General features: G+C 62.7%; 21 protein-coding genes. 7 read left to right on the forward strand and 14 right to left on the reverse strand.

The genetic code is table 11. The features are described 5' to 3' along the window. Positions 1-237 precede the first annotated feature (237 nt). Both NTD80_RS24965 and NTD80_RS24970 read left to right on the forward strand, forming a co-directional pair. Positions 238-948, forward strand: coding sequence for a helix-turn-helix transcriptional regulator (locus tag NTD80_RS24965; protein WP_262135339.1), 711 nt, complete (start codon positions 238-240; stop codon positions 946-948). A 161-nt stretch (positions 949-1109) separates the two neighbouring features. Continuing rightward, positions 1110-2234 carry a methyltransferase gene (locus tag NTD80_RS24970; RefSeq protein ID WP_106802577.1) on the forward strand — a complete coding sequence of 375 codons (1125 nt, stop codon included), beginning with the start codon at positions 1110-1112 and terminating at the stop codon, positions 2232-2234. 65 nt (positions 2235-2299) lie between these two features. Here NTD80_RS24970 and NTD80_RS24975 read toward each other — a convergent pair whose 3' ends face one another. Genes NTD80_RS24975 through NTD80_RS24985 form a run of 3 tightly spaced genes read right to left on the reverse strand, consistent with a single transcriptional unit; the run spans position 2300 to position 4928 of the window. Further along, positions 2300-2467, reverse strand: coding sequence for a DUF2474 domain-containing protein (locus NTD80_RS24975; RefSeq protein ID WP_010206690.1), 168 nt, complete (start codon positions 2465-2467; stop codon positions 2300-2302). Positions 2468-2479: 12 nt separating this feature from the next. Then, the gene (gene cydB / locus NTD80_RS24980) at positions 2480-3487 is read right to left on the reverse strand and encodes a cytochrome d ubiquinol oxidase subunit II (RefSeq protein ID WP_065910185.1); all 1008 of its coding nucleotides are present in this window, start codon (positions 3485-3487) and stop codon (positions 2480-2482) included. A gap of 1 nt (position 3488) precedes the next feature. Continuing rightward, on the reverse strand, positions 3489-4928 hold the full coding sequence (locus NTD80_RS24985; RefSeq protein ID WP_065910184.1) for a cytochrome ubiquinol oxidase subunit I: 1440 nt from the start codon (positions 4926-4928) through the stop codon (positions 3489-3491). A 317-nt stretch (positions 4929-5245) separates the two neighbouring features. Here NTD80_RS24985 and NTD80_RS24990 point away from each other — a divergent pair, with 317 nt between their 5' ends. Continuing rightward, positions 5246-6484, forward strand: coding sequence for an MFS transporter (locus NTD80_RS24990; protein ID WP_065910183.1), 1239 nt, complete (start codon positions 5246-5248; stop codon positions 6482-6484). Positions 6485-6622: 138 nt separating this feature from the next. On the opposite strand, the gene NTD80_RS24995 is transcribed toward NTD80_RS24990, so the two are convergent. The 4 genes from NTD80_RS24995 to NTD80_RS25010 all read right to left on the reverse strand — a co-directional run bounded on the left by NTD80_RS24995 (position 6623) and on the right by NTD80_RS25010 (position 10866). Then, complete coding sequence (locus NTD80_RS24995) at positions 6623-8806, reverse strand: xanthine dehydrogenase family protein molybdopterin-binding subunit (RefSeq protein ID WP_262135340.1); 2184 nt, start codon at positions 8804-8806, stop codon at positions 6623-6625. Continuing rightward, positions 8803-9792 (reverse strand): FAD binding domain-containing protein, encoded by a 990-nt coding sequence (locus NTD80_RS25000; RefSeq protein ID WP_106802575.1) that lies wholly within the window; start codon positions 9790-9792, stop codon positions 8803-8805. Before NTD80_RS25000 ends, NTD80_RS24995 begins: the two co-directional genes overlap by 4 nt. Continuing rightward, positions 9789-10313, reverse strand: coding sequence for a (2Fe-2S)-binding protein (locus NTD80_RS25005; RefSeq protein ID WP_262135341.1), 525 nt, complete (start codon positions 10311-10313; stop codon positions 9789-9791). The genes NTD80_RS25000 and NTD80_RS25005 overlap by 4 nt, the downstream gene beginning before the upstream one ends. 106 nt (positions 10314-10419) lie before the next feature. Beyond that, on the reverse strand, positions 10420-10866 hold the full coding sequence (locus tag NTD80_RS25010; protein ID WP_262135342.1) for a YolA family protein: 447 nt from the start codon (positions 10864-10866) through the stop codon (positions 10420-10422). Positions 10867-11075: 209 nt separating this feature from the next. On the opposite strand from NTD80_RS25010, the gene NTD80_RS25015 reads away from it, so the two are divergent. Together NTD80_RS25015 and trmA are read left to right on the forward strand one after the other, a co-directional pair. Further along, positions 11076-12371, forward strand: coding sequence for an NCS2 family permease (locus NTD80_RS25015; protein WP_034100857.1), 1296 nt, complete (start codon positions 11076-11078; stop codon positions 12369-12371). Continuing rightward, on the forward strand, positions 12368-13447 hold the full coding sequence (gene trmA, locus NTD80_RS25020) for a tRNA (uridine(54)-C5)-methyltransferase TrmA (RefSeq protein WP_065910173.1): 1080 nt from the start codon (positions 12368-12370) through the stop codon (positions 13445-13447). Before NTD80_RS25015 ends, trmA begins: the two co-directional genes overlap by 4 nt. Positions 13448-14400: 953 nt before the next feature. Here trmA and NTD80_RS25025 read toward each other — a convergent pair. From NTD80_RS25025 to NTD80_RS25055, 7 genes are all read right to left on the reverse strand, one after another. Then, positions 14401-15735, reverse strand: a complete 1335-nt coding sequence (locus NTD80_RS25025; protein WP_262135343.1) for a TolC family outer membrane protein — start codon at positions 15733-15735, stop codon at positions 14401-14403. Continuing rightward, on the reverse strand, positions 15732-17057 hold the full coding sequence (locus NTD80_RS25030; protein ID WP_262135344.1) for an HlyD family type I secretion periplasmic adaptor subunit: 1326 nt from the start codon (positions 17055-17057) through the stop codon (positions 15732-15734). The genes NTD80_RS25025 and NTD80_RS25030 overlap by 4 nt, the downstream gene beginning before the upstream one ends. Continuing rightward, on the reverse strand, positions 17054-18790 hold the full coding sequence (locus NTD80_RS25035; protein ID WP_262135345.1) for a type I secretion system permease/ATPase: 1737 nt from the start codon (positions 18788-18790) through the stop codon (positions 17054-17056). Before NTD80_RS25035 ends, NTD80_RS25030 begins: the two co-directional genes overlap by 4 nt. Before the next feature lie 165 nt (positions 18791-18955). Continuing rightward, positions 18956-19576: a heme acquisition protein HasA gene (locus NTD80_RS25040; protein WP_065910164.1), complete on the reverse strand. Its 621-nt coding sequence runs from the start codon at positions 19574-19576 to the stop codon at positions 18956-18958. 81 nt (positions 19577-19657) lie between these two features. Beyond that, positions 19658-22318 carry a TonB-dependent receptor gene (locus tag NTD80_RS25045; protein WP_262135346.1) on the reverse strand — a complete coding sequence of 887 codons (2661 nt, stop codon included), beginning with the start codon at positions 22316-22318 and terminating at the stop codon, positions 19658-19660. A 201-nt stretch (positions 22319-22519) separates the two neighbouring features. Then, positions 22520-23518, reverse strand: coding sequence for a FecR family protein (locus tag NTD80_RS25050; RefSeq protein ID WP_262135347.1), 999 nt, complete (start codon positions 23516-23518; stop codon positions 22520-22522). 63 nt (positions 23519-23581) lie between these two features. Further along, a complete protein-coding gene (locus tag NTD80_RS25055) occupies positions 23582-24103 on the reverse strand; it encodes an RNA polymerase sigma factor (RefSeq protein WP_028618031.1) in 522 nt (173 codons plus the stop codon). 207 nt (positions 24104-24310) lie between these two features. On the opposite strand from NTD80_RS25055, the gene aroQ reads away from it, so the two are divergent. Next, positions 24311-24760, forward strand: coding sequence for a type II 3-dehydroquinate dehydratase (gene aroQ / locus NTD80_RS25060; RefSeq protein ID WP_262135348.1), 450 nt, complete (start codon positions 24311-24313; stop codon positions 24758-24760). Beyond that, the gene (locus NTD80_RS25065) at positions 24757-25605 is read left to right on the forward strand and encodes a shikimate dehydrogenase (protein WP_262135349.1); all 849 of its coding nucleotides are present in this window, start codon (positions 24757-24759) and stop codon (positions 25603-25605) included. Before aroQ ends, NTD80_RS25065 begins: the two co-directional genes overlap by 4 nt. The last annotated feature ends 427 nt before the right edge of the window (positions 25606-26032 follow it).

Genomic DNA, 26032 nt, shown 5'->3' on the forward strand with positions numbered 1-26032 from the left:
GTTACAACCACACCATAACTTGCGCGTCACACAACCTTTTAACTCACTAAAAAACCGCAAGAAATTTATTCAGCGCAGGGAATGAGTTGGAGTAACCAAATAAAAAAATCTCAAACACCGCCCTTCAATAACCAAACTTTCATCTTGTCCTGCAGGCCATGTCCTACACTCATTTCCTGCGGCGTAAGGAGCCCAGGACGTATCCCCTGTCGCGCAGAACCTCATGGAGATTCACCAATGGTTAACTGGCGCAATTTAAGACTTCCCAAGCTGGAAGGCGAGAGCGAAACCACCAGTCTTTTTGACTTGGCCGTCAATCACACCTATGCACTCGGTTTTCAGTACTGCTCATTTACCATGACTTCGCAACGACCTGACACTCAGGCGAAGCCCATTTGCATCAACAACTATCCGGAGGAATGGAACAAACTGTATGACCAGGCCCGCTTCTTTGAAGTTGATCCGGTCGTTAAACATTGCAAAACGTGTGTATTGCCCCTGGTTTGGGAGGAAAAAACCTTCAAGGATTCCCCCTCCCTTTGGTCCCTGGCCCAGACATGTGGCGTGAGCCTGGGCTGGACTCAAGCCGTGCATGATTTCCAGGGCGTGTTCAGCATGCTCACCCTGGGCCGCGGCAAAGGTGCGGTCAGCCCGCAAGAACTGTATGAAAAGGCCGGCCAGGTACTCTGGCTCTGCCATGCGCTCCACACGGTCGTAGCACAGACCTACACCCACACTCCCACCAGCAGCCCTGCCAGCAAACTGACCCCACGGGAAACCGAAATCCTCAAGTGGTCGGCCATGGGCAAGACCGCTGCGGATATCGCCACCATCCTGTGCCTGTCCGAACGTACGGTAGGCTTTCATATTTGCAGTTGTTTCAAGAAGCTGGGCGTCAACAACAAGATTGCCGCCGTGCTCTGTGCTTCGAAAGCGGGGTTGTTTTAAGCGCGGCTGAAACTACGCATGTAATCCCCCCTGAAAAAAAGTAACATTTGCGGCAAATGTCTGAGTGCTGAGCGACCCTGCCGGGGTCCTGCCCGCCGTTCACTCAGACCGTTGTGCAGGCCACTGCCCAACGCCCATCGATTACCCAGAGCCTCCCCGCCATGCCCCTGCTCGACACGCCCTTCGCCCAGCTCGATCTGATTCGCCAGCCAGAACAGCATAACGATCCGCTGCAAGCCTTCGACGCGGCCGACGAGTACCTCCTCAGCTACCTGGCCGAACAGCAACCCGGCGCCGCGACCCGCGTGCTGGTACTCAATGACAGCTTCGGCGCCTTGGCCGCCAGCCTTGAAGGCCAGGTGCAAGTGACTTCCAGCGGCGACTCTTTCCTCGCGGCACAGGGCCTCGGGAAAAACCTGGTGCGCAACGCCAAGGCCTTCGATGCGGTGCCGTTCATCCCTGCCAGCCAGCTGCCAGCAGGGCCCTTCGATCGCGTGCTGATCCGTGTACCCAAGACCCTCGCCTTGCTGGAAGAGCAACTGATCCGCCTGCAAGGTCAACTGGCGCCGGGCGCCGAAGTGATCGCCGGGGCGATGGTCAAGCACCTGCCACGCGCGGCCGGGGAAATGCTTGAGCGTTATATCGGCCCCATGCACGCCTCGCTGGCCGTCAAGAAAGCCCGGCTGTTGATCGCCACCGTTGCGGAGCGTCCGACGGCGGTCTCGCCCTACCCCACCCGCTACACCGTGGATGCGCCGGCGATTGAACTGCTGAACCACGCCAACGTGTTCTGCCGCGAAAGCCTGGACATCGGCACCCGCGCTTTCCTGCCGCACCTGCCGAAAAACCTCGGCAGTGCCCGCGTCGCAGACCTGGGCTGCGGCAATGGCGTATTGGCCATCGCCAGCGCACTGCAAAACCCTGACGCGCAGTACACCTTGGTGGACGAGTCCTACATGGCCGTGCAGTCGGCGCTGGAGAACTGGCGCGCCGCCCTCGGCGAGCGCGACGTCAACGTCCGCGCCGGTGATGGCCTCGCTGGCCAGGAACCGCAGTCCCTGGATGTGGTGCTGTGCAACCCGCCTTTCCACCAGCAGCAGGTGGTGGGCGACTTCCTGGCCTGGCGCATGTTCCAGCAGGCGCGCGAGGCGCTGGTGGTCGGCGGCGCTCTTTATATAGTCGGCAACCGTCATCTGGGTTACCACAGCAAGTTGGCGCGGCTGTTCCGGGGTGTCGAGCAAGTGGCTGCAACCCCGAAATTCGTGATCCTCAAGGCGCGCAAATAAAAAAACCCTGCCAATCTCGCGATGGGCAGGGTTGAAAGCCGGGCCGCAAGGCCCGGATCGGGATGTCAGTGGGTGGTCAGGCCGGCCGCATTCATGAACATGCGCATCAGGCTGGCCACGACAAACAGGGCCAGCACGCTGCCGGTCCAGATCATCGCCAGCCACCCCAGGCGCCGCCACAGCGGCTGTTTCTCGGCCTGTTCAATCTCGTGCAACGAAGGCTTGCCGGACATTAAACGCCCCTCCTAGTGATAACCGTCTTCGTGGGTGACCTTGCCGCGGAACACGTAGTAGCTCCAGAAGGTGTAGCCCAGGATGAACGGGATGATGAACAACGTGCCGACCAGCATAAAGCCCTGGCTCTGCGGCGGTGCGGCGGCATCCCAGATCGAGACCGACGGCGGGATGATGTTCGGCCACAGGCTGATCCCCAGGCCGCTGTAGCCGAGGAAGATCAGCACCAGCGTGAGCAGGAACGGCGTGTAGTGCGCGTTACGCGCCACCGCACGGATCAGGCCGTACATGGTCACCAACACCAGGATCGGCACCGGCAGGAACCAGAACAGGTTCGGCAGGGTGAACCAGCGCGAAGCGATTTCCGGGTGCGCCAGCGGCGTCCACAGGCTGACGATACCGATCACCGCCAGCACCACGAACGCCAGCGGCCGCGCCAGGTTGTGCATCTGTTCCTGCAACTTGCCTTCGGTCTTCATGATCAGCCAGGTGCAGCCGAGCAAGGCATAGGCCACGATCAGCGCCACACCGCAGAACATCGTGAACGGTGTCAGCCAGTCCAGCGAGCCGCCGGCAAACTGGCGATCCACCACCGGGATACCGTCGATAAAGGCGCCCAGCGCCACGCCCTGGAAGAACGTCGCGGCCAGCGAGCCACCGATGAAGGCCTTGTCCCACAGGTGACGCTTGTGGTCCTTGGCCTTGAACCGGAACTCGAAGGCCACGCCCCGGAAGATCAGCCCGATCAGCATCAGGATCAGCGGCAGGTACAGCGCGGAGAGCACCACCGAATAGGCCAGCGGGAACGCGCCGAACAACGCCGCGCCACCGAGTACCAGCCAGGTTTCATTGCCGTCCCAGACCGGGGCGACGGTGTTCATCATCACGTCACGGTCGACTTTGCCGGGGATAAACGGAAAGAGAATGCCGATACCCAGGTCGAAGCCGTCCATGACCACGTACATCATGATGCCGAAAATGATAATCACGGCCCAGATCAGCGGAAGATCAATACCCATCTCAATTCCCCTTGTGCTGGATGTGGGCGTGGTCGTCATCGCTGCCATCATCGGCGGCAGACAACGGACGGGCCGGTGTGCGTTTCTGGCCAGGACCACCGTGGGTCGGCTCGGTGCCTTCGTGGGTCACAGGGCCCTTGCGCACCAGGCGCATCATGTAGCCCAGGCCCGCGCCGAACAGCGCGAAATACACCACCACGAACAACACCAGGGTAATGGTCATCTGCGCCAGACTATGCCCGGAGGACGCATCCGCCGTACGCATCAACCCGTAGACCACCCACGGCTGACGGCCGATTTCGGTGGTGAACCAACCGGCGAGAATCGCGATCAGCCCGGACGGGCCCATCCACAGCGCCAGGTACAGGAACGGCTTGGACGTGTACATCTTGTCGCCACGGCGCAGCCACAGGCTGAACAGCCCGGTGAAGATCATCAGGAAGCCCAGGCCGACCATGACCCGGAACGACCAGAACACAATGGTCGAATTGGGCCGATCCTCAGGCGGAAACTCCTTGAGCGCCGGCACCTGTTTATCCAGGGAGTGGGTCAGTATCAGGCTGCCCAGATAGGGAATCTCGACCGCGTACTTGGTTTTCTCGGCCTTCATGTCCGGCCAGCCGAACAGGATCAGCGGCGTCGGTTCGTTGCCGATATTCTCCCAGTGGCCTTCAATCGCAGCGATTTTCGCCGGTTGATGCTTGAGGGTGTTGAGGCCATGGAAGTCACCGATCACTGCCTGGATCGGCGCGACGATCAGCGCCATCCACATCGCCATCGACAACATGGTGCGGATCGCCGGGTTGTCCTTGCCGCGCAGCAAATGCCAGGCCGCCGAGGAGCCGACGAAGAACGCCGTGGCCACGAAGGCCGCCGTGGCCATGTGCATCAGGCGGTAGGGGAAGGACGGGTTGAAGATCACCGCCAGCCAATCGGTGGGGATCACGCGGCCGTCGATGATTTCAAAGCCCTGCGGCGTCTGCATCCAGCTGTTGGAGGCGAGAATCCAGAACGTCGAGATCAACGTACCGACGGCCACCATCACCGTGGAGAAAAAGTGCAGCTTGCGCCCCACCTTGTTCCAGCCGAACAGCATCACGCCGAGGAAACCGGCTTCGAGGAAGAACGCCGTGAGCACTTCATACGTCAGCAGCGGGCCGGTGACGGCGCCGGCGAAGTCCGAGAAGCGGCTCCAGTTGGTGCCGAACTGGTAAGCCATCACCAGGCCGGAAACCACGCCCATGCCGAAGTTGACGGCAAAGATCTTCGACCAGAAATGGTAGAGGTCACGGTAGGTGTCGTTATGGGTCTTGAGCCACAAGCCTTCCAGCACCGCAAGGTAACTGGCCAGGCCGATGGTGATCGCCGGGAACAGGATGTGGAACGAGATGGTGAATGCGAATTGAATTCGGGCGAGATCTAGCGCCTCCAAACCGAACATAAGTCTTCCTCTGTCAGGTAATACCGGCTGCTGGCGGGAGCCTGCACCCACTGCCCCCACGGATATGGAGTCTGGCGAATTTCAATTCGTTTCTTTTTTTAACCAACCACGTAGGGAATCTGGCCTTGCGGCCGCCAGACCGATGCCCGGGCGGACATTGATCTGGATCAATCATTGCTGAAAGAGTAGTCCCATTTTGAGGATTGAACTGTGTGGTCTTTTGCCGCGTGACAGACTGCCTCAGCGCAGTTCCTGCAACCATCTGTTACAACTTGATGATAATCTCGGCCCTCCCCCGGCCCTGACCAGAATTCCCGATGCCTAGTGAACCCGCGTTGCTGTTGCGTCACCACCGCCCTTTCATCGCGTTCTGGCTGGCACGGATCTTTACCGCCAGCGGTTTCCAGATGCTCACGGTGGCCATCGGCTGGAACCTCTACCAGCTGACCGGCAATGTGCTGGACCTGGGCCTGGTCGGGCTGGTCGAGTTCGTACCGCGCGTGCTGTTCATGCTGCACACCGGGCATGTGGCCGACCGCTATGAGCGGCGCAAGGTCGCCGCCATCTGCCAGACCGTGCAGGCGTTGATCGCCCTGTCCCTGGCCATCGGTGGCCTGACCGGCAACGTCACCCGCGAGATGATCTTTATCCTCGCCTTCCTGCTCGGCGCCGCGCGCTCCTTTGAAATGCCCACTACTCAGGCACTGCTGCCGAGCATCGTGCCCAGCGCACTGTTCCCGCGCGCCGTGGCCTCATCGCAATCGGCCCAGCAACTGGCGACCATCGTCGCGCCGGCCCTCGGCGGTTTGCTCTACGCGTTTGGCAGCGTGTGGGTGTATGGCCCTACCGTGGCGTTGTACCTGATTGCCTGCGTGCTGACCCTCAACCTGCCAGCCCGCCAGACCCCGCTCAACAAGGGCAAGGCCACCCTCGATTCGCTGCTGGCCGGCATCCGCTTTATCCGCAGCCGCCCGGACATTCTCGGGGCAATTTCCCTGGACCTGTTTGCCGTGCTGCTGGGCGGTGCCACCGCGTTGCTGCCGGTGTTCGCCAAGGACATCCTGCTGACCGGCGCCTGGGGCCTGGGCCTGCTGCGCTCGGCACCAGCAGTGGGCGCGTTGTTGATGTCGCTGTGGCTGGCACGGTTTTCGGTGGATCGGCATGTAGGCCGCGTGATGTTCACTGCCGTCGGCGTATTCGGCGTGGCGACCATCGCGTTCGGCCTTTCCACTTCGTTCTGGTTCTCGCTGGCAGTGCTGGTGGTCCTGGGCGCGGCGGACATGATCAGCATGGTGATCCGCGCCTCCTTCGTGCAGCTGGAAACCCCGGATGAAATGCGCGGCCGCGTGAGTGCCGTCAACGGCCTGTTCATCGGCGCATCGAATCAATTGGGCGAGTTCGAATCGGGCATCACCGCCCACTGGTTCGGCACCGTGCCCGCCGTGGTCATGGGCGGGATCGGCACGCTGGTGGTGACGGGGACGTGGATCAAACTGTTCCCGACCCTGGCCAACCGCGACCGCATGCATGTGCCGGTGGAGGAAACCAAGCCATAAGCCGGTTGAAAAACCGTCAATGTCGGCGCTGGCTTGCCTGCGATGGCGGTGTCTCAGCCACTATATGATGGGCTGAAAGAGTGCTATCGCAGGCAAACCCGCTCCCACATTTTGCTCTTCTGTGGTTCGAAGACCGGGTTACAGCACCTTGTCCAACGTGATGGGAAACTCCCGCACTCGCTTGCCGGTGGCATGGTAGATCGCATTCGCGACCGCCGCCGCCACGCCGACAATGCCGATCTCACCGACGCCCTTGGAGCCCAGCGCGTTGACGATCTCGTCGTGTTCTTCGACGAATATCACCTCAATCTCGCCAATATCGGCATTCACCGGAATGTGGTATTCGGCCAGGCTGTGGTTCATGTAGCGCCCCAGTTGATGGTCGACCTGGGTTTCTTCATGCAGGGCCATGCCGATGCCCCATACCACGCCACCGAGTATCTGGCTGCGCGCCATTTTTGGATTGACCACGCGCCCGGCTGCAATCGCACTGACCACGCGGCTGACCTTGATAGTGCCGAGGTCTTCATCCACGCGCACCTCGATGAACACCGCCGAATGCGTGGCGGTGCTGTAGCCCTCGCGTTTTTTGTCCGGCTCGCTGTCGACCTGGGCTTCCAACGCTGCTTCGCCACTGTCCTTGACCAACTGCGCCAACGACACGCTCACGTCACCGGCGTGCAGTTGACCGTCTTCAAAGCGCACGGACTGCGCCTGGGTGAATACCGGGTAGGTTTGCCGGGCGATGGCCAGCAACTGGGCATTCAAGGCTTCGCACGCTTGCTGCACCGCGGTGCCGACCGAGGACACGGTAAACGAGCCGCCCTGCAACGGCGCCGTCGGCAATGAAGAGTCACCGAGCAGAAAACGCACGTCGTCCATCGCCACGCCGCTGGCCTGCGCCGCGATCTGGGTCATGACCGTGTACGTACCCGTGCCGATATCGGTGGTGGCGCTGCTGACCGTCAGCTTGCCCTCGGCATCAAGGCGGGCCTTGGCGCTGGCCTTCATCTGCATGGCTTCCCACACGCCACCGGCCATGCCCCAACCGATCAACTGGCGGCCATCGCGCATGCTGCGCGGTTCCGGGTTGCGCTGGCTCCAGCCAAAACGCTCGGCGCCATCACGGTAACATTCGCGCAGGGCTTTGCTTGACCAGGGTTTGTCGTCGTTCTGATTGCGCTCCGCGTAGTTGATCAGCCGCAGCTTCACCGGGTCCATGCCCAAGGCGCACGCCAGTTCGTCCATGGCGCACTCCAGGCCGATCACGCCCAGGGCCGCGCCAGGTGCACGCATGTCCAGCGGGGTGAATACGTCCAGTGGTACCAACTGGTAGGTCAATTGCACGTTGTCGCAGTGATAAAGCATGCCGCTCCACTCCACCACGTGCTCGCTGAAATCTTCGAAACGTGAGGTCTGGCCAATCGCCGTATGCCCCAGCGCCATCAAGCGGCCATCTGCCGCCGCGCCCATCTGCAAACGCTGCAAGGTGCGTGGGCGGTAGCCGAAGGTGAACATTTGCTGGCGCGTCAGCGTGACGCGCACCGAGCGCTTGAGCGCCAGGGACGCCATCACCGCCAGCGGCAACTGGTACTGCGGGCGCAGGCCGGATCCGAAGGCGCCACCGACGAACGCGGCAAAGATGCGCACTTGGCTCTTGTCCAGGCCGAAGACTTTTTGCACATAGGCCTGGCAGTTCTGCGGGCCCTGGGTCTTGTCGTGGATATGCAGGGTGCCGTCCGGCTGATACAGCACGGTGCTGGCGTGCGGCTCCATCGGGTTGTGGTGCTCGATGGGGGTGCTGTAGTGCAGGTCAAGGCTCACGGCGGCGCCGGTCCATTCGGCCTGGAAATTACCGCGTGGCTCGGGCGGGGTTTGCGGTGACGGGTGGGCCTGCTCCTGCTGGGCCACCAGATCGGTTTCAAAAGTTTCGCTGGCGTATTCGATCTGCACCAGTGAGCCGGCATGCCGCGCCAGTTCGAGGTTGTCGGCGATCACCAGGGCCAGCGGCTGGCCGCTGTAGAGCACGCGGTCGTTGTACAGCGGACGAAACGGCGAGCCATCGGCGGCATCGTCGTCGGCGAAGGCATCGTCATAGCTGGCGAGTCTGGGCCGGTTGCGGTGATCGAGCACCATGACCACACCAGGCAGCGCCAAGGCTTTGGAGGCGTCGATGTTGACTACGCGGCCTTTGGCGATGGTGCTGGAGACCACACTGCCATGCAGCAGGCCAGCCTCGGGGAACTCGCCGGCATAGCGCGCCTCGCCGGTGACCTTGAGCAGACCGTCGACACGGTCCAGGGGTTTGCCGAGGGCGGTCATGGGCGTTCTCCGGCGACGGCGGCGTCGCTCAGGGCGCGGATGATTGCACGGCGCGCCAATTTGATCTTGAAGCCGTTGTGTTCCAACGGCTCGGCGTCTTGCAGCAGGGCATCGGCGGCGTTGCTGAAGGTTTCGCGGCTGACCGCCTGGCCGATCAACGCAGCTTCCACCGCGCGATCTCGCCACGGTTTGTGGGCCACACCGCCGAGGGCCAGGCGCGCGTCGACGATCCGGTCACCGTCCAACTCCAGGGCTGCGGCGACCGAGACCAGTGCGAAAGCGTAGGACGCACGGTCGCGGATTTTCAGGTAGTGACTGTGACGCGCCAGGTGGTCGGCGGGCAGCTCAATGGCGGTGATCAGTTCATCATCGGCCAATTGGTTATCACGCTGCGGCGCATCGCCGGGCAGGCGGTGGAAGTCGGCAAACTCGATGACCCGCGCGCCGCCACGCCCCTCCACATGCACCCGTGCCTCCAATGCCGCGAGGGCCACGCACATGTCCGACGGATGGGTGGCCACGCATTGGTCGCTGGCGCCGAGGATCGCATGGATACGGTTCAAGCCGGTGCGCGCCGGGCAACCGCTGCCGGGCTCACGCTTGTTGCAGGGCACGGCGGCGTCATAGAAGTAATAGCACCGGGTGCGCTGCAGCAGGTTGCCGCCAGTGCTGGCCATATTGCGCAATTGCGGCGAGGCACCGGCGAGGATCGCCTGCGACAGCAACGGGTAGCGCGCCTCGACCAGCGGGTGCCAGGCCAGGTCGGCGTTGCTCACCAGCGCGCCGATGCGCAGGCCGCCCTCGGCGGTTTCTTCAACACCCTGCAACGGCAGGCCGGTGATGTCGATCAGGTGCTCAGGGCGCGTGAGGTTTTCTTTCATCAAGTCCAGCAGGTTGGTGCCGCCGGCGATAAAGCGCGATGCGGCGCTGCTCAGGTGCACGGCCTCGTGCACATCCGCAGGCTTGCTGTAGTGGAAGGGGTTCATGGCTGATCTCCCCCGGCGCGGCAGCGGGGCAACGCGTCTTCGATGGCATCGCGAATATTGGTGTAGGCGCCGCAACGGCACAGGTTGCCGCTCATCAGTTCCTGGATCTGCGCGGTGTCGTGGGCACGGCCTTCATTGGCCAGGCCGACAGCGGAACAGATCTGGCCAGGGGTGCAGTAGCCGCACTGGAAGGCATCATGCTTGATGAAGGCTTGCTGCATCGGGTGGAGCTGGTCGCCGTCGGCCAGGCCTTCGATGGTGGTCAGCTCGGCGCCGTCGCACATCACCGCCAGGGTCAGGCAGGCGTTTACGCGTTTGCCGTCGCGCAATACGGTGCAGGCGCCGCATTGGCCGTGGTCGCAACCCTTTTTGCTGCCGACCAGATCCAGTTGCTCACGCAACAGGTCGAGCAAGGTGGTCCAGGGCAACACGTCCAGCTGGCGGTCCTGGCCATTGAGGCTCAGGCGTATGGAGTGGCTGACGAACGGTTGGGCCGCCGCGCCATTGGGGGTCGCGCTCATAAACACCTCACGGGTTGGTATACATCCGCGGCGTTCAGGAAAGTCGCCGTCTCAGGGGTACGACTTCCCGGGGTATTGAGCGTTCAAGGCAATTGATAGGTGGCGATCAGCGAATGCTGAGGGTGGTAACCAGTTGGTTGCGCGGCGGATTGATCGACGTGTTGCTGTACTGGAAGGTGCCACCCGCGCTGATATTCAGCTGGAATGCATAGATGTAGCCCATCACCGTGCCCGCGCCGCTGCACGCCTGGCTGATGGAGCCCACCTGGCAGATCGGGGTGCTGCTGCCGGAAACCGGCGCACCATCAAAGAACGCCTGGGAGCTGTTGCCCAAGCCGACTTCCATCACGTACACCAGCGTTTGCCCACGGTGCGTGCACATCTGGGTGCTGGCCGCGCGTTCAGGGATGGTTTCAGTACAAGCGGCCGACTGCACCTTGAACACCCGCACCTCGCTCAACGCCGGTGCAGTCGCGCCCCACGCCGGTGCCGCACTGAGCCAAAGGCCGATTATGGCGAACAGAGCTAGACTGCTGGCGTTGGCTTTTTTCATGCTGGCGATGACCCTGGATTAAACGTCGGCGCAGTATGCCTCAAGGCCACGCTTCAGAATACGCAGCCTATACGCCACACGGCCTCGGCTGCTGGTATGATGCGCCGCTTTTTCCGATCCTCTCTGGAACCACAGGCGCTTGGCGCAGTTTGTGCTTTGACTTAGAGGTCAACAAATCACGACGCAAAATAGCGTCACAGGGAGCAGGCATGCTGGAAAAGCTGTTTCAACTCAAGGCACACAACACCAACGTGCGCACCGAGATCCTCGCGGGCATCACGACATTCCTGGCCATGGCCTACATCCTGTTCGTCAACCCGAGCATCCTCGGCGAGACCGGCATGGACAAGGGCGCAGTATTTGTCGCGACCTGCCTGGCGGCCGCCATAGGTTCGACCGTAATGGGCCTGATCGCCAACTACCCGATCGCACTGGCGCCGGGCATGGGCCTCAATGCCTTCTTTACCTACACCGTGGTCCTGCACATGGGCCATACCTGGCAGGTTGCGCTGGGCGCGGTGTTCATCTCGGCGGTGCTGTTCTTCCTGCTGTCGATCTTCCGCATCCGTGAGTGGATCATCAACAGCATCCCGCTGCCCCTGCGCTCGGCGATTGCGGCCGGTATCGGCCTGTTCCTGGCGCTGATCGCCCTGCACAACGCCGGCATCGTGGTCAGCAACCCGGCCACCATGGTCGGCCTGGGCGACCTTAAGCAACCGGCGCCGATCCTCGCCACCCTCGGTTTCGCGCTGATCGTGGCGCTGGAAGCCCTGGCCGTGCGCGGTGCAGTGCTGATCGGCATCCTGGCGGTGACCATCGTGTCCATCGTCATGGGCTTCACTCCGTTCGGCGGCGTGACCTCGATGCCGCCATCCCTGGCCCCGACTTTCCTGCAGCTGGATATCAAAGGTGCACTGGACATCGGCCTGGTCAGCGTGATCTTCGCCTTCCTGTTCGTCGACCTGTTCGACAACTCCGGCACCCTGATCGGCGTCGCCAAGCGCGCCGGCCTGATGGGCAAGGACGGCCACATGCCGAAGATGGGCCGCGCCCTGATCGCCGACAGCACCGCCGCCATGGCCGGTTCGCTGCTGGGCACGTCGACCACCACCAGCTACATCGAATCCGCCGCCGGCGTGAGTGCCGGTGGCCGTACCGGTCTGACGGCGATCGTGGTTGCAATCCTGTTCCTGCTGGCGCTGTTCTTCTCGCCACTGGCGGCCAGCGTTCCCGCATTCGCCACCGCGCCGGCACTGCTGTTCGTCGCCGTGCTGATGACCTCGGGCCTGGCCGAAATCGACTGGGATGACATTACCGTTGCAGCGCCGGTGGTGATCACCGCCCTGGCGATGCCCTTCACTTACTCCATCGCCAACGGCATCGCCTTCGGTTTCATCGCCTGGACCGCCATCAAGCTGCTTTCGGGCCGCTACCGTGAGCTGAACCCGGCACTGGTGATTCTGTCGATTCTGTTTGTGATCAAGCTGGGCTGGTTCAACGCATGACTTTTGACGCCGCACGCTACACCGCTCAACTGCAAGACAAGGTCACGCGCTTGCGTGACCTGCTGGCACCGTTCGACGCACCCGAGCCACAGGTCTTCGATTCGCCGCTGCAGCACTTTCGCCTGCGCGCGGAGTTCCGCCTGTGGCGCGAAGGCGGTGAACGCCACTACGCGATGTTCTCCCAGGACGACAAACGCACGCCGATCCTGATCGAAGAATTCCCCATCGCCAGCCAGCGCATCAACCAGTTGATGCCGCAGCTCAAGGCCGCCTGGCAAGCCAGTGCTGCGCTGAGCCACAAGCTGTTCCAGGTGGAGTTCCTCACCACGTTGGCCGGCGACGCAATGATCACGCTGTGCTACCACCGCCCGCTGGACGAGCATTGGCACACCGCCGCGAACCAACTGGCTGCCGACTTGAACGTGAGCATCATCGGCCGTTCGAAAGGCAAGCGCGACGTGATCGGCCATGACTATGTGGTGGAAAAGCTCGAGGTCGGCGGTCGCACGTTCAGCTACCGCCAGCCTGAAGGCGCGTTCACCCAGCCCAACGGCACGGTGAACCAGAAGATGCTCAACTGGGCGTACGAAGCCTTGGGTGATCGCCCGGATGATTTGCTCGAGTTGTACTGCGGCAACGGCAATTTCACCCTGCCCCTGGCAACCCGCGTGCGCAAAGTGCTGGCCACCGAAATCAGCAAGACCTCGGTGAATGCCGCGCTGAGCAACCTTGATGAAAACGCGGTGGATAACGTCACCCTGGTGCGCCTGTCTGCCGAGGAACTCACCGAGGCGCTCAACGAAGTGCGCCCGTTCCGTCGCCTGCACGGCATCGACCTGAAGAGCTACGAATTCGGCAGCGTGTTCGTCGACCCGCCCCGCGCCGGCATGGACCCGGACACCTGCGAACTGACCCGGCGTTTCGACAACATCCTGTACATCTCCTGCAACCCGGAGACCCTGGCGGCGAACATCGCGCAACTGCATGACACCCACCGCATCACCAAGTGCGCCCTGTTTGACCAGTTCCCGTGGACGCACCATATGGAATCCGGCGTGCTGCTGACCCGCCGATAAGTCGGCAGGACAGCGTAGATCGCCTGTGGGGGTTGGTTTGCCTATGGGTGGTGTCAGTTGATAGATGTGCTGACTGAACCACCGCCTTCGCGGGCAAGCCCGCTCCCACAGGGGAATGCATTTCAAGGCAAAGGTGGGGCTGGCTTGCCTGCGATGGCGGGGTGTCAGTTGGTGTATGGGTTGGCTGAACCACCGCCATCGCTGTTTCGCTCTGGCTCGAGAGTTCCCACATCCGAGCAGCAGGTTCGAGCTGCATGCAATCGCACAGCGCGCACATATCCCCTGTGGGAGCTGGCTTGCCTGCGAAGGCGGGGTGTCAGTCGATATATGTGTTGACTGACACAACGCCTTCGCGGGCAAGCCCGCTCCCACAGGGGTATGCATTTCAAGGCAAAGGTGGGGGCTGGCTTGCCTGTGATGGCGGAGGGTCAGTAGGTACATGGGTTGGCTGAACCACCGCCTTCGCTGCCTCGCTCTAGCTCGAGAGCTCCCACATCCGAGCAGCAGGTTCGAGATGCATGCAATCGCACAGCGTACACATATCCCCTGTGGGAGCTGGCTTGCCTGTGATGGCGGAGGGTCAGTTGGTATATGGGTTGGCTGAACCACCGCCTTCGCTGCCTCGCTCTGGCTTGAGAGCTCCCACATCCGAGCAGCAGGTTCGAGCTGCATGCAATCGCACAGCGCATACATATCCCCTGTGGGAGCTGGCTTGCCTGCGAAGGCGCAGGGTCAGTCGGTACATGGGTTGGCTGAACCACCGCCTTCGCTGCCTCGCTCTGGCTCGAGAGCTCCCACATCCGAGCAGCAGGTTCGAGCTGCATGCAATCGCACAGCGCATACATATCCCCTGTGGGAGCTGGCTTGCCTGCGAAGGCGGGGTGTCAGTCGGTATATGTGTTGGCTGACACAACGCCTTCGCGAGCAAGCCCGCTCCCACAGGGGTATGCATTTCAAGGCAGAGGTGGGGGCTGGAAATACCCTGCCAACGCCTGCAAGTCCTGCTCGTTGAGCAATCCTGCGTAATACTTCAATTGAATCCGCGCCAGCAGATACGCATGCCGCGCGTTCGCCAGGTCGCGGCGGGCGGTGTAAAGCTGTTGTTCGGCGTCGAGCACGTCGAGGTTGACGCGCTCACCGCCGCTGACGCTCTTTTGGGTCGCGGTGACCAAGGCGGTGGCGGAGCTGACGGCCATTTCGTAAGCACGCACTTTCGCCGCGCCGCTGGTGTTGAGGTTGAATTGCTTGCGCAGCTCCACCAGGGTCGCCGAGGTTTGCGCATCCAGTTCGTATTGGGCCTGGGACAGTTGGTGCGCCGCCTGGCGGGTGGAGGCCGACACGCCACCACCGGCGAACAGCGGCAGGCTGACCTGGATGCCAACACTGTTGGTGTCGTACTTCTGGTTGTAGCTGCTTTCGGAGTCGGAGCTGGTCTGGCGGCTGCTGGCGTAGAGGCTGACCTTGGGCATGTGGCCGGCGCGTTTGCGCTCTACTTCATATTCGGCAACGTCCAACGCGTGGTGCTGGGATTTCAGCTCCGGGTTGTTGGCCATCGCCAGTTCGCGCCAGGTGTCGAACCGGTTGGGCTCCAGCGGCGGAATCGCGAACTGGCGAGCCAGCGGTGCCAGTTCTTCGATCTGCAATGGTTGGCCGACGATGGCTTCCAGCTCGCGCAGGGCACTGTCCTGGGTGTCCAGCGCCTCGATTTCCTCGGCCTGGGCGAGGCTCAGGCGGGCCTGGGTTTCCAGCACGTCGGTGCGCGTGCCTTCACCTCCCTTGAGCAGGCGATCATTGAGTTGCAGGCGTTCGGCAAACGCGCGCTTCTGTGCGCGGCTCAGCTCGATACGCTCCTGGGCCAGCAACGCCTGGCTGTAGGCACTGAGTACGCGCACCGCGAGTTCCTGGCTCTTGCCGCGAAACCGTTCATCGGCCATCAGCGCCTGGGCAGTACCCTGGCGAAAGCGCGCATAGGCTTCGTAATCCAGCAGCGGTTGCTGCAAGGTCAGGGTCGACGCATAGCTGCGGTAATCACGGTCGCTGGTGACATTGCCCACCGCGGTGCTCTGGGTCACTTCGGATTCATTGCGCGAATTGTTATAGCTCCAGGACAGGTTCGGCAGCAGCCCGGCGCGGCTGATCGCACGATTCTCCTCGCCGGCCTCGCGCTCCTGGATCGCGGCCTGAAAGGTCGGGTCATTGCGCAGGGCCAAGTCGTACGCATCCAACAAACCCAGGGCCTGCGCCGCAGGTGCGCAACTGAAACACAGGGAGAACAACAACGCCTTCATTCTTCCACCAGGGCCATGTGGGTGCGATCCAGCAACGGTTTGAACAGGTAGTTGAGCATCGAACGCTCACCGGTCTTGACGAAGGTTTCCACCGGCATGCCGGGGCGGATCTGCATGCCGTCCAGTTGCTGCATGCCGGCCGCGCTGACCTGGGCGCGCAGCGTGTAGTAAGGCTCGTCGGTGCGCTCATCGACCTGGCGATCCGCCGACACCAGCGTGACCTCGCCGGCCACCCGTGGCGTGGTGGATTGGTTGAAGGCCGAGAACATCAACTCCACCGGCAAGCCGGGGTGCACCTTGTCGACCATCTGCACCGGCACTCGCGCCTCCACCAGCAGCGGCTCGCCTTGGGGCACGATGTCCATCAATGCCTGGCCAGGCTTGATCACCCCGCCTTCGGTAAACACATCCAGGCCGACCACCACACCGCTCGCGGGCGCACGCACCAGGCTGTTGGCCAGCTCAAACTCGGCCGAGGCCAGGCGATTGCGCAGGTCATCACTGCGGGTACGGGTATCTGCCAATTGGCCGCGCAGGTCTTTCTGGAAGTCTTCGCCGAGCTGGCGGATGCGCAGGCGCAGCTCCAGGACCTGGCGCTGCAATTGGCCAATACGGCCGTAGTCCTCGGCGATGGTGCCGTCGATCTGGGCATACAGGCGCTCGCTGTCGAGCAGGCGATTGCGCGGGATGTAACCGTCGCGCGCCAACTCGCGCAGGCCCTGCAGTTGCTCGCTCAGCGCTGCACGCTGCTGGACCTTGCTGGCCTGCGAGTCACGCGTGCCACGCAGCTGCGCCTCGATCCCGGCGATGGTTTCGCGCAGGCCTTGCTGCTCGGTGGCCAGCGCCTGGGCGCGACTGCTGAACAGCTGGCGTTGCAGGTCCAGGGTGTTGGCAGCCTCGGGATCGTCAAGCAGCTCGGGGCCAAAGGTGACCGCCGCCAACCCTTCGCTTTCCGCACTCAAGCGCGCTTCGCTAGCCAGTGACGCAAGGTACTGGCTGCGCAGGGACTGCATCTGCCCACGCAACGGGGTTTCCTTCAAACGCAGCAGCACCTGGCCGGCGTTGACCACATCACCGTCGCGCACTTCGATGCGCTCGACGATACCGCCCGCCGGATGCTGCACCGTCTTGCGATGACCCGAGACCATGACCTTGCCCGGCACCGCCACGCCCTTGTCCAACGGCGCCAATGCCGCCCAACCGAGGAAGCCGGCGAAGCCACCCAGCACCAGCCACCAGCCCAGGCGCGAGTATTTTTTGTCATCCAGCGCCAGCACATTGTTGGGCTGATCACTGACCAACACCGGTTTACTGCTGCTCATGCCTGTTTTCCTTCACCGAGGCGGTAACTCATGCTCATGGTCGACACCGGCTTGGGCGCCGCAGGTTTCTGCCGCGCTTCCAGCACCCGCGCCGTCGGGCCAAAGGCTTGCAACTGGCCGTCCTTGAGGATCAGCAACTGGTCGGTCAGCGTCAGCACGTTGGATTTATGGGTAATCAGGATCAGCGTGCGGCGCTGCTGCTTGAGCTGGGTGATCGCCTGCAGCAGGGCCTGCTCGCCCACCTCGTCGAGATTGGCGTTGGGCTCATCCAGCACGATCAGCGCGGGCAAGCCGTACAGCGCGCGGGCCAGGGCTACTCGCTGTTTCTGGCCACCGGACAGGCCGGCACCGCCCTCCCCCAGTGGGGTGTCGTAGCCCTGGGGCAGTTGCAGGATCAAGTCATGCACGCCCGCCATTTGTGCGGCGGCGAGGACTTTGTCGGCGTCCACCGCCTCAAAGCGCGCGATGTTTTGCGCGATGCTGCCGGCGAACAGCTGGATGTCCTGAGGCAGGTAACCGATGTGCGGACCCAGTTGCTGCTTGTCCCAGTGACTCAGGTCGGCGCCGTCCAGCCGTACCTTGCCGGCCAGCGGCGCCCAAGCCCCCACCAGCACCCGCGCCAGGGTGGACTTGCCGCACCCCGACGGGCCGATCACGCCGAGCACTTCACCTGCCGGCAGGTTGAAGCCGAGGTTGGCCAGCGCCGGGCGCCGACTGCCTGGAGCGCAGGCGCTGATCTGCTCGACACTCAGTTGCCCCTTGGGCACCGGCAAGCTCATGCGCTCGGGGCGCGCCGGGTTGGCCTCAAGCATCTGCGACAGGCGCTCGTAGGCCAGGCGCGCCGAGCCCCATTGCTTCCAGACGCCGATCAGTTGGTCGATGGGGCTCAGCACGCGGCCCATCAGGATCGACCCGGCAATCATCATCCCCGGCGTGATCTCGCCCTGCACCGCCAGCAACGCGCCGAGGCCCAGCACCAGCGACTGCAACGCCAGGCGCACGCCCTTGGACCAGGCCGTGACGGCCGCGGTCTTTTCACTGGCCAGGTTCTGCTGCGCAAGAAACGCCTGGTGCTGCCGGAACCAACGCCCGCGCAAGGTGGCGAGCATGCCCATGGCCTCGATGGTGTCGGCATTGCGCAGGTTCGCCGTAGCCTGCTGGCTGGCGCTGATCGACAGTTGGCTGGCCAGGGCCATCGGCGCCTGGCTGACGCGGTGGTTGAGCCAGGCCAGCGCGATCAGCATCACCGCGCCGCCCAGGGCCAGCAGGCCGAGCCAGGGGTGGAACAGGAAAATCACCAGCAGGTACACCGGAAACCACGGTGCATCGAAAAACGCGAACAGAGCCTGGCCAGTGGCGAACTGGCGCAGGGTGGTCAGGTCATGCAGCGCCTGCCCCGCCGCCTGGGTGCCGCCCTTGAGTTGCGCTTCGAACGCGGCGTCGTACACCCGCTGGTTCAGGCGCATGTCCATCTGCGTGCCGAGGCGGATCACCACCTGGCTACGCACCCACTCCAATGCGCCCATCAGGCCGAACAGGCCGAGGATCATCAGCGTCAGCATGAGCAGGGTCATCTGATTGCCCGAGGCCAGCACCCGGTCGTACACCTGCAGCATGTACAGCGCCGGGGCCAACATCAGCAGGTTGATCACCGCCGAGAACAGGCCGATGTTGAAGAAGCCACTTTTATAAGCCGCGAGGGCGGCCAGGGTTTCGTTGCCGGCGTGGCGCATCTGGGGATTCTCAAAGGGTTGAGCGGGCAGCGTCGTTGCGTTGACAGGCCATGCGACGCTGCGCAGAATTCGGCACCGCCGTCGCTTGAAGAGTTAGAAGGCTTGGCGACAGCGGTGTAATGCGGCGAATGGGAGAGCGATCTTCCATTCGCTTTTTTCATGGCATCAGGCTGCCAGGGCGAAGTCCTGAGGCACATCCTGAACGCCCACCAGCGCCACATCGGCAGCGGCGACCGACGCCGAGTCGACATGAGCAACACCGGCAGCCGCCAGTTGATCGAAGGTGGAGTTGACCGACAGGCTTGGGTCGATGTCCTTGAGCAGGGAGTCGATCGCCGAGGCCAGTGCCGTGCTGTCGCCGCTCATCAGGCCGTAGATGATCTGGTGCACCTGGCCGTCACGGCCCTCGGACTGCAGGCTCGACAGGCCCAGGTTGGTGAAGCTGACTTCCTGCTCGGTGAGGGTGTAGCCACCGCTGCTGGCGCCGCCCGACAGGATAGTGCCCAGGTTCAGGGAGTCGATCGAACCCCACAGGGTGTGCGACGGCGGGTTGAACAAGGTGTAGTGCAGGTCACCGTTGGCGACCACCGCCGCGTTGCTGACCGTGCTCGACACACCATATTGGGTGCCGTCGAACGGGCCAGGATTGAAACCACCGGTGTTCGAACCTTCTTTGACCGAACCTTCACGGTGGTTCAGGTCACCAAAGTAAGCGGACCAGTCGCTCAGGTACTCGGCAACCGTGTTGGCGGCATAGGTCGTGCTGTATGAAATAGAAATGCTCATGCAAAACTCCAAGTCATGGGGTGGTATCTCCACAGCAAGCCAGTGCCTGCTGTGGTTTTGCCCGTCACTGGGCAAAATCGGTCAGAACTGGTATTCAACGGTGCCCTGCAACGTGCGCCCACGCCCGAGGGTAAAGGCCAACACGTCGCCCAGCGGTACCAGGTAGGCGCGGTCGGTGACGTTTTCCATGGCCAGTCGCAGGGTCAGTTGGTCGGTGGCGCGGTAGCTGCTGTAAAGGTCGTAGACGGTGTAGGGCTTCCAGTCGGCCGGATACACGCCGGTTTGCGACGTGGTCACGCCGACGCCGCCTTTTACGTAGTAACCGCCGCTGTAGCGGGCGCGAACGCCCACATCCAATTTGCGCTCGAAGAAGCGTGCGCCCAGCGTCGCGGTGCCGCGGTCCATCGGCATATGTTCGGAGGAGCCCAGGATTGCGCTGCAGCTCTGCCCCGCATTGGCCACGTCGTCCGGCACCATCGCGTCTACAGGCGCACGGCTACCCGGGCCTTTCTGGATCTTGGTGACACCGCCCAGCCATGCGGTCTTGCTGCAGAACTTGTTGCTGCCGAGCATGCGTGTGTAGTTGAACTGGCCATAGGCAAACCCGGCGTCGTAATCCAACTGGTATTCGAGACCGCGAAAACGCGTGGTCTCCAGATTGTTCACATACGCCGCATTGCCGATATTGGCGATGCCATAACCGGGCGGCTGCACGCCCAGGGCCATGTAGGAGAAGTCGTCGACGCGGGTGTTGAAGTAGGACACCTTCATGCCCACGCGGTCATCGGCGAACACCAGGTCTTCCTTCAGCACGTTAAAGCCGACTTCCCAGGCGGTGGACGTCTCCGGTTTCAAGAAGGGGTTGGGGAAAATCGACTCCGAGCCCCCGCCATGGGGCCGACCGCTGACCAGGCTTTCGGTGACTGCCGGTGGGCGCCAGCCCTTGCCGTACGTGGCGAAGAGTTGCAACCAATCCACGCCAGGCTTGATCGACAGGCCGAAGGTCGGCGAGAAATGCCCCTCTTCCCGGTCCACGTCGTAGGTCATGGGCAAGCCGACCTGCCGGGTGGTGCCAATGATGAAGGTACGCGTGTTCAAGCCGGTTTCGCCGCGCAACCGATAGCGGTCGTAACGCAACCCGGCATTGAGGCTCAGCCAGTTGTCATAGTCGTAATCCAGGCGCGCGAACAGGCTGCCGAGTGCCCGGTCCCCCTCGGGGGTGATGCTTTCCGCTGCAGAAGCGGTCACCGCCGAGCCTGCCTCCACCATTTGGTTGGAGTCCGGGCGGACTTTGTCGTAGAAGAACTCCAGCCCATAGTTGGCCTTGAGCACGGACAGCTCGCCCAAGGCAAAGGTCGAGATGTTCTGGGCCTGCAAACCGTAGGTGTTGGTCTGGTAGGTGACCTCGTACCCCTTGCTGCTGCCACGAGTCAAAGTGCTCTGGTCGTTGCGGGTATCGACGTAGTAGAGCTTGGCCTTGAAATCGATCAGCGGGTTGTCCGGCGTGTAGCTGTAGTCCAGCGCGAAGTTCTGCGCCGTGACATTGCTGCTGCCGAGCTTTTCCCATAACTGGGCTTTTTCAGCGGTCATCATGTTCACGTCGTCGTAGCCAACCTCGGTGGTCAGGTAGCTCAGTTGCAAGCGCTGGTCCACCGGCAGATTGATACCGAGCTTGAGCAGGCGCGAACGCATCACCGAGCCCGAATAAGCGACGGGGGTGTTCTTGATCCGTTCCTGACTGTTCGGCAGGAAGGAGCTGCCGGTGCGCAGATCGCCGATGCTGCCTTGGGTGCCAGGTTTGTAATCACCGAGGTGGCGCTCACTGGCGGCCACCAGCATGTCCCACACGTCGGTCCCCACGGCAAACGCCGAACTGCCGATAAAGTGCGTGCCGTTGCTGCGCCCGCCCAGCCCCGTGGTGAGCCGAATGCGCCCGCCGATTTCCTTGCCGTCCTTGAGCAGGTCAGCCGCCTCCACGGTACGGAAATTGGCAACCCCGCCAATCACGCCCGCACCGCCCATGGTGGAGGTAGCGCCCTTTTCGATGACGACTTCGGACAACAACTCCGGGTCGACATACAGGGTGCCATTGCGTTGCTGGTGACCACTTTGCTGATAGTTCTGGCGCATGCCGTCGACCGACATGTTGACGCGGCCGTAGTCCTGGATCCCGCGAATATTCACCGACAGGCCAGGGTCCTGCTGACTGACCGCCGAGTAGACGCCTGGCGCTTCCTCGAGCATTTCGGCGGCATGGCGCGGCGGGTTGCGATCCAGCTGTTCACGCCCGACCACACTGACCGAGCGTGGCGAGGAGTACACCCAATCCTGGGCGTGCTGGCCGGTGATGGTGGTGGTTGCCAGCGACAATGCCGGGGTGGTCGGCTGCTCGACGCGGGTCAGGGTGACCTGGCGCTCGCCGGTAAAGCGGTAGTCCACCGGCGCGGCGCCGAGCAGGCGGCCGAGACCTTCCTGCACCCCGAAGCTGCCCTGCAGCGCGGTGCTGTTCAAGCCTTGCAGGCGCTGGCTGTCGAACAACACCTGCAGGCCGGCCTGATCGGCGAAGGCCAATACCGCACTGCCAAGCGATTGCGCGGGAATATTGAACGTCAGCACTGCAGGCTGGGCCGCTGCCACTTGCGGCTGTGCGGCGAACACCGGCGCCGCTGCCGCGAACAGGCCCAGGTGAATGGCCAGGGCTAACCGGCTACCGGTGATACGCCCCTTGTTGAGTGCTGACATTTGTGTTTTTCCCTGCGTAAGCGTTTTTGTTTATGCGAATGCTTCTCACCTAGCAAGACGTGCGACGCGCAGGAAGTCAGTAAGATTATTTTCAAAGTTTTTAAATGAGGGGGGATTGGCAGGCAAAGACACGCGCAGAAGCCGGCTTGCCGGCGATGGCGTTGGAAAAAGATCTCGCGAACGCCACCACCAGCAGGGGCGTCAATAGATCAGGCTGAGGCCTGCCAGGTCCAGGCGTTGCACTTGCAATTCCTGGGTCAGGGTACCGAGGGCGGTGTCCAGCATGTCGAGGCGGAAGACCCCGCTGACTTCGCGATCGCCCAGGTCCGCACTGGTCAACACCACGCGCCCCGGGCGGTAGCGGTTGAGTTGTTCGATGACTTTGGCCAAGGGTTGGCGATCAAAGATCAATACGCCGCGACGCCAACTGGTGGCGCGCTCCACATCGAACTGATCCAGGGGCACGATGCCTTCCTGGGGGCTGTAGCGCGCGGCCTGGCCTTCCTGGAGCACACGGTCGCTGGGGCCTTTTTTCGGCGAGGCTTGCAAGGACACCGCAACGCTGTGCTGCAACACGCCCACCCAGGCCTGGCTGCTTTCCTCGCGGTCCACCACAAACCGCGTACCCAGCGCGCGGGTCTGCCCGCCGGCGCTTTGCACCACGAATGGCCGAGTCTCCTTGCCGACCATCGGCGCCACATCGAAGATCGCCGAGCCCTGGAGCAGGCTGATGCGCCGTTGCACGCCGTCGTAATCCAGGCGAATCGCACTGGCGGAATCCAGCTCCACCGTGCTGCCATCGGCCAGGTGCACGGTGCGCACCTCGCCTTTCTGGGTGACATAGTCGGCCTGCAGACGTAGCCAGGCATCCGGCCCGCGCACCCAGCCGACACCCGCCGCCACCACGACCAGTGCGACGGCCGCCGCCCGCTGCCACGGCCTTCGCCGCGACGACCGGCGCACCGGCAGCACCGCCGCAGAGGGGCGCTGGCGGTGTACCGCCTCATCCTTATGCACCTCGCCCAACGCCGCCCAGGTCTGCTCGGCAAAGCGCAGCGCCGCTTCGTGGCGACTGTCACAGGCGATCCAATGGCGCAGCTCGGCCTGCTCCTGGTCGGTCAGGGCACCGGCGTGCAGGCGCACCGCCCACTCGGCGGCCACCTCGGTAATGCTGTGCTGTTGCGGACCCTGGCTATTCACGTGTGAATCTCGAATTTTTCGTTATATAACGCTGTGACGACTGACCTGGCGTTTTTCGGTAATTCATTCGTCGGATGGCGCCACCTCGCCGTCCTGCAGGCGCTGCATCACGTAGGCCAAGGCCTTGGCGAGATGCTTTTGCACGGAGCTGTCGGAGATGTCCAGGTGCCGGGCAACCTGGGCGTGGGTCATGCCCTCGATGCGGTTCAGGCGGAAAATCTGCTGGGTGCGCTCCGGCAACTCCGCCAGTGCCTGCTTCAATGCCTGTCGCTGTTGCTGCGCCATTGCCTGAGCCTCCAACCCGGCCACTTCATCTTCAATCTCGGCCAGCGCCTCGTGGGGCACGGAGTCTGTCTTGCGCCGCGCTTCCTGGCGAATATGGTCGATCAGCAGATTGCTCGCCGTTCGATAGAGATAGCCCTGGGAGTTGTCGATGCGCTCGCCGGCCGGCTTTTCCGCCAGGCGCAGGAAGCTCTCCTGCACCAGGTCCGCGGCCAACTGCGGGTCCCGTACCTTGCGCGCCAGATACCCGCGCAGGGTATCGGCGTGCTTGAGAAACAGGCCTTTGAGATCCACGTCCGACAAACCGACTCCCTGGAATGTTAAGGAAACAGGCGGGCATCTTAAGCGTTGTCGAGAATGATTTTCAATTGATATCTAATCTGATCCGTCGCGCCTCAAGGTCTGATTAACGGTTCGGTAATCGAACACATCCGCTGCCATCAATTGACCAAATTAACCATCCAGTACATTTTATCCGCACAACTAACAATAAGTGTGGAGACACCCCTTATGCCGCCCATCGTGCTGGTGCTCAACGGCCCCAACCTCAACCTGCTCGGCACCCGCGAGCCGACCACCTACGGCCATGAAACCCTCGCCGATGTCGCCGCCCTGTGCGGCCGCAGCGCTGAGCAACTGGGGCTGAAAATCGAATTTCGCCAGACCAACCACGAAGGCGAGCTGCTGGACTGGATCCACGGCGCCCGCGCCCGCTGCGCCGGGATCGTGATCAACCCGGCAGCCTGGACCCACACGTCAGTGGCGATTCGCGACGCGCTGGTGGCCAGTGAAGTACCGGTGATCGAAGTGCATTTATCCAACGTGCATGCGCGCGAGGCGTTTCGGCATCACTCGTGTGTGTCGCCCATCGCCAAGGCCGTGCTTGCCGGGTTCGGCAGCCATGGCTACCACTTGGCCCTGGAGCATTTCAGCCAGTTGCTGAAGGGATCGACGCAATGAAACCGCGCATCCTCGCCGGCCTGATCGGCGCCGGCATCCAGGCTTCCCGGACGCCGGCCCTGCATGAGCACGAAGGTGACGCCCAAGGCTTGCGTTACCTGTATCGGCTGATCGACCTGGAACCGCTGAAGCTGGACCTCAACGCCCTGCCCGACTTGCTCGATGCCGCCGAGCTGATGCACTTCACCGGCCTGAACATTACCTACCCGTGCAAGCAGGCGATCCTGCCCTTGCTCGATGAATTATCCGACGAGGCCCGCGGCATTGGGGCGGTCAATACGGTGGTGTTCAAGGACGGCAAACGCATCGGCCACAACACCGACTGCCTGGGCTTTGCCGAAGGGTTTCGGCGAAACCTGAGTGATGTTTCCCGCCAGCGCGTAGTGCAAATGGGCGCCGGCGGCGCGGGCGCGGCAGTGGCCCACGCGCTGCTGGCCGAAGGCGTGGAGCAATTAAGTGTGTTCGATGTCGACGCCAGCCGCGCCCGCGACCTTGTGGATAACCTCACGCAGCGCTTCGGCACCGGTCGCGCCCAAGTCGGCAATGACTTGGAAAACGCCATGGCCGAAGCAGATGGCCTGGTCAACACCACACCCATGGGAATGGCCAAGCTACCGGGCACACCGGTGCCCGCTGCGCTGTTGCGACCGCAACTGTGGGTGGCAGAAATTGTGTATTTCCCCCTGGAAACCGAGCTGCTGCGCGACGCCCGCGCCTTGGGTTGCCGCACCCTGGATGGCGGCAACATGGCAGTGTTTCAGGCGGTCAAGGCGTTTGAATTGTTCAGCGGCGAAGTGCCGGATGCGCAGCGCATGCTGGCGCACTTTCAGAGCATGAATAGCTGACTGTCGAAACTCGATCAACTATAGGAGCTTGCCGGCGATAGCGGTTTGCCAGCCGATCGCTGTCCACCCGACGCACCGCCATCGCGGGCAAGCCCGCTCCCACAGTTTTGATCGCTGTTCGGGCTGGGATTCGGGGTGCTGCACCGGCATCTGAGCGGGCGGTACACACCCGGTTCCAACCTTGAAATACACCCCAAATGTGGGAGCGGGCTTGCCCGCGAAGGCGCCAGATCAGTCACCTCCTGCAGCGACTGACCCACCGCTTTCGCGAGCAAGCCCGCTCCCGCAGTTTTGATCGCTGTTCGGGCTTGGGATTCGGGGTGCTGGACCGGCATCTGAGCGGGAGGCACAACTCGGTTCCAACCTTGAAATACACCCCAAATGTGGGAGCGGGCTTGCTCGCGAAGGCGCCAGGCCAGCCACCTCC

Origin of the sequence: Pseudomonas sp. 13B_2.1_Bac1 (genome assembly GCF_025466155.1) — a bacterium.
Taxonomy (GTDB): Bacteria; Pseudomonadota; Gammaproteobacteria; order Pseudomonadales; family Pseudomonadaceae; genus Aquipseudomonas; species Aquipseudomonas aylmerensis.

What these genes read in the sequence shown, in the direction of transcription:
- NTD80_RS24970 (WP_106802577.1), top strand. Translation starts at nt 1,110, where the DNA reads ATGCCCCTGCTCGACACGCCCTTCGCCCAGCTCGATCTGATTCGCCAG.
- aroQ (WP_262135348.1), top strand. Translation starts at nt 24,311, where the DNA reads ATGCCGCCCATCGTGCTGGTGCTCAACGGCCCCAACCTCAACCTGCTC.
- NTD80_RS24995 (WP_262135340.1), bottom strand. Translation starts at nt 8,806, where the DNA reads ATGACCGCCCTCGGCAAACCCCTGGACCGTGTCGACGGTCTGCTCAAG.
- NTD80_RS24985 (WP_065910184.1), bottom strand. Translation starts at nt 4,928, where the DNA reads ATGTTCGGTTTGGAGGCGCTAGATCTCGCCCGAATTCAATTCGCATTC.
- NTD80_RS25065 (WP_262135349.1), top strand. Translation starts at nt 24,757, where the DNA reads ATGAAACCGCGCATCCTCGCCGGCCTGATCGGCGCCGGCATCCAGGCT.
- NTD80_RS25030 (WP_262135344.1), bottom strand. Translation starts at nt 17,057, where the DNA reads ATGAGCAGCAGTAAACCGGTGTTGGTCAGTGATCAGCCCAACAATGTG.
- NTD80_RS25010 (WP_262135342.1), bottom strand. Translation starts at nt 10,866, where the DNA reads ATGAAAAAAGCCAACGCCAGCAGTCTAGCTCTGTTCGCCATAATCGGC.
- NTD80_RS24965 (WP_262135339.1), top strand. Translation starts at nt 238, where the DNA reads ATGGTTAACTGGCGCAATTTAAGACTTCCCAAGCTGGAAGGCGAGAGC.
- NTD80_RS24990 (WP_065910183.1), top strand. Translation starts at nt 5,246, where the DNA reads ATGCCTAGTGAACCCGCGTTGCTGTTGCGTCACCACCGCCCTTTCATC.
- NTD80_RS25025 (WP_262135343.1), bottom strand. Translation starts at nt 15,735, where the DNA reads ATGAAGGCGTTGTTGTTCTCCCTGTGTTTCAGTTGCGCACCTGCGGCG.
- NTD80_RS25035 (WP_262135345.1), bottom strand. Translation starts at nt 18,790, where the DNA reads ATGCGCCACGCCGGCAACGAAACCCTGGCCGCCCTCGCGGCTTATAAA.
- trmA (WP_065910173.1), top strand. Translation starts at nt 12,368, where the DNA reads ATGACTTTTGACGCCGCACGCTACACCGCTCAACTGCAAGACAAGGTC.
- NTD80_RS25015 (WP_034100857.1), top strand. Translation starts at nt 11,076, where the DNA reads ATGCTGGAAAAGCTGTTTCAACTCAAGGCACACAACACCAACGTGCGC.
- cydB (WP_065910185.1), bottom strand. Translation starts at nt 3,487, where the DNA reads ATGGGTATTGATCTTCCGCTGATCTGGGCCGTGATTATCATTTTCGGC.
- NTD80_RS24975 (WP_010206690.1), bottom strand. Translation starts at nt 2,467, where the DNA reads ATGTCCGGCAAGCCTTCGTTGCACGAGATTGAACAGGCCGAGAAACAG.
- NTD80_RS25000 (WP_106802575.1), bottom strand. Translation starts at nt 9,792, where the DNA reads ATGAACCCCTTCCACTACAGCAAGCCTGCGGATGTGCACGAGGCCGTG.
- NTD80_RS25040 (WP_065910164.1), bottom strand. Translation starts at nt 19,576, where the DNA reads ATGAGCATTTCTATTTCATACAGCACGACCTATGCCGCCAACACGGTT.
- NTD80_RS25045 (WP_262135346.1), bottom strand. Translation starts at nt 22,318, where the DNA reads ATGTCAGCACTCAACAAGGGGCGTATCACCGGTAGCCGGTTAGCCCTG.
- NTD80_RS25005 (WP_262135341.1), bottom strand. Translation starts at nt 10,313, where the DNA reads ATGAGCGCGACCCCCAATGGCGCGGCGGCCCAACCGTTCGTCAGCCAC.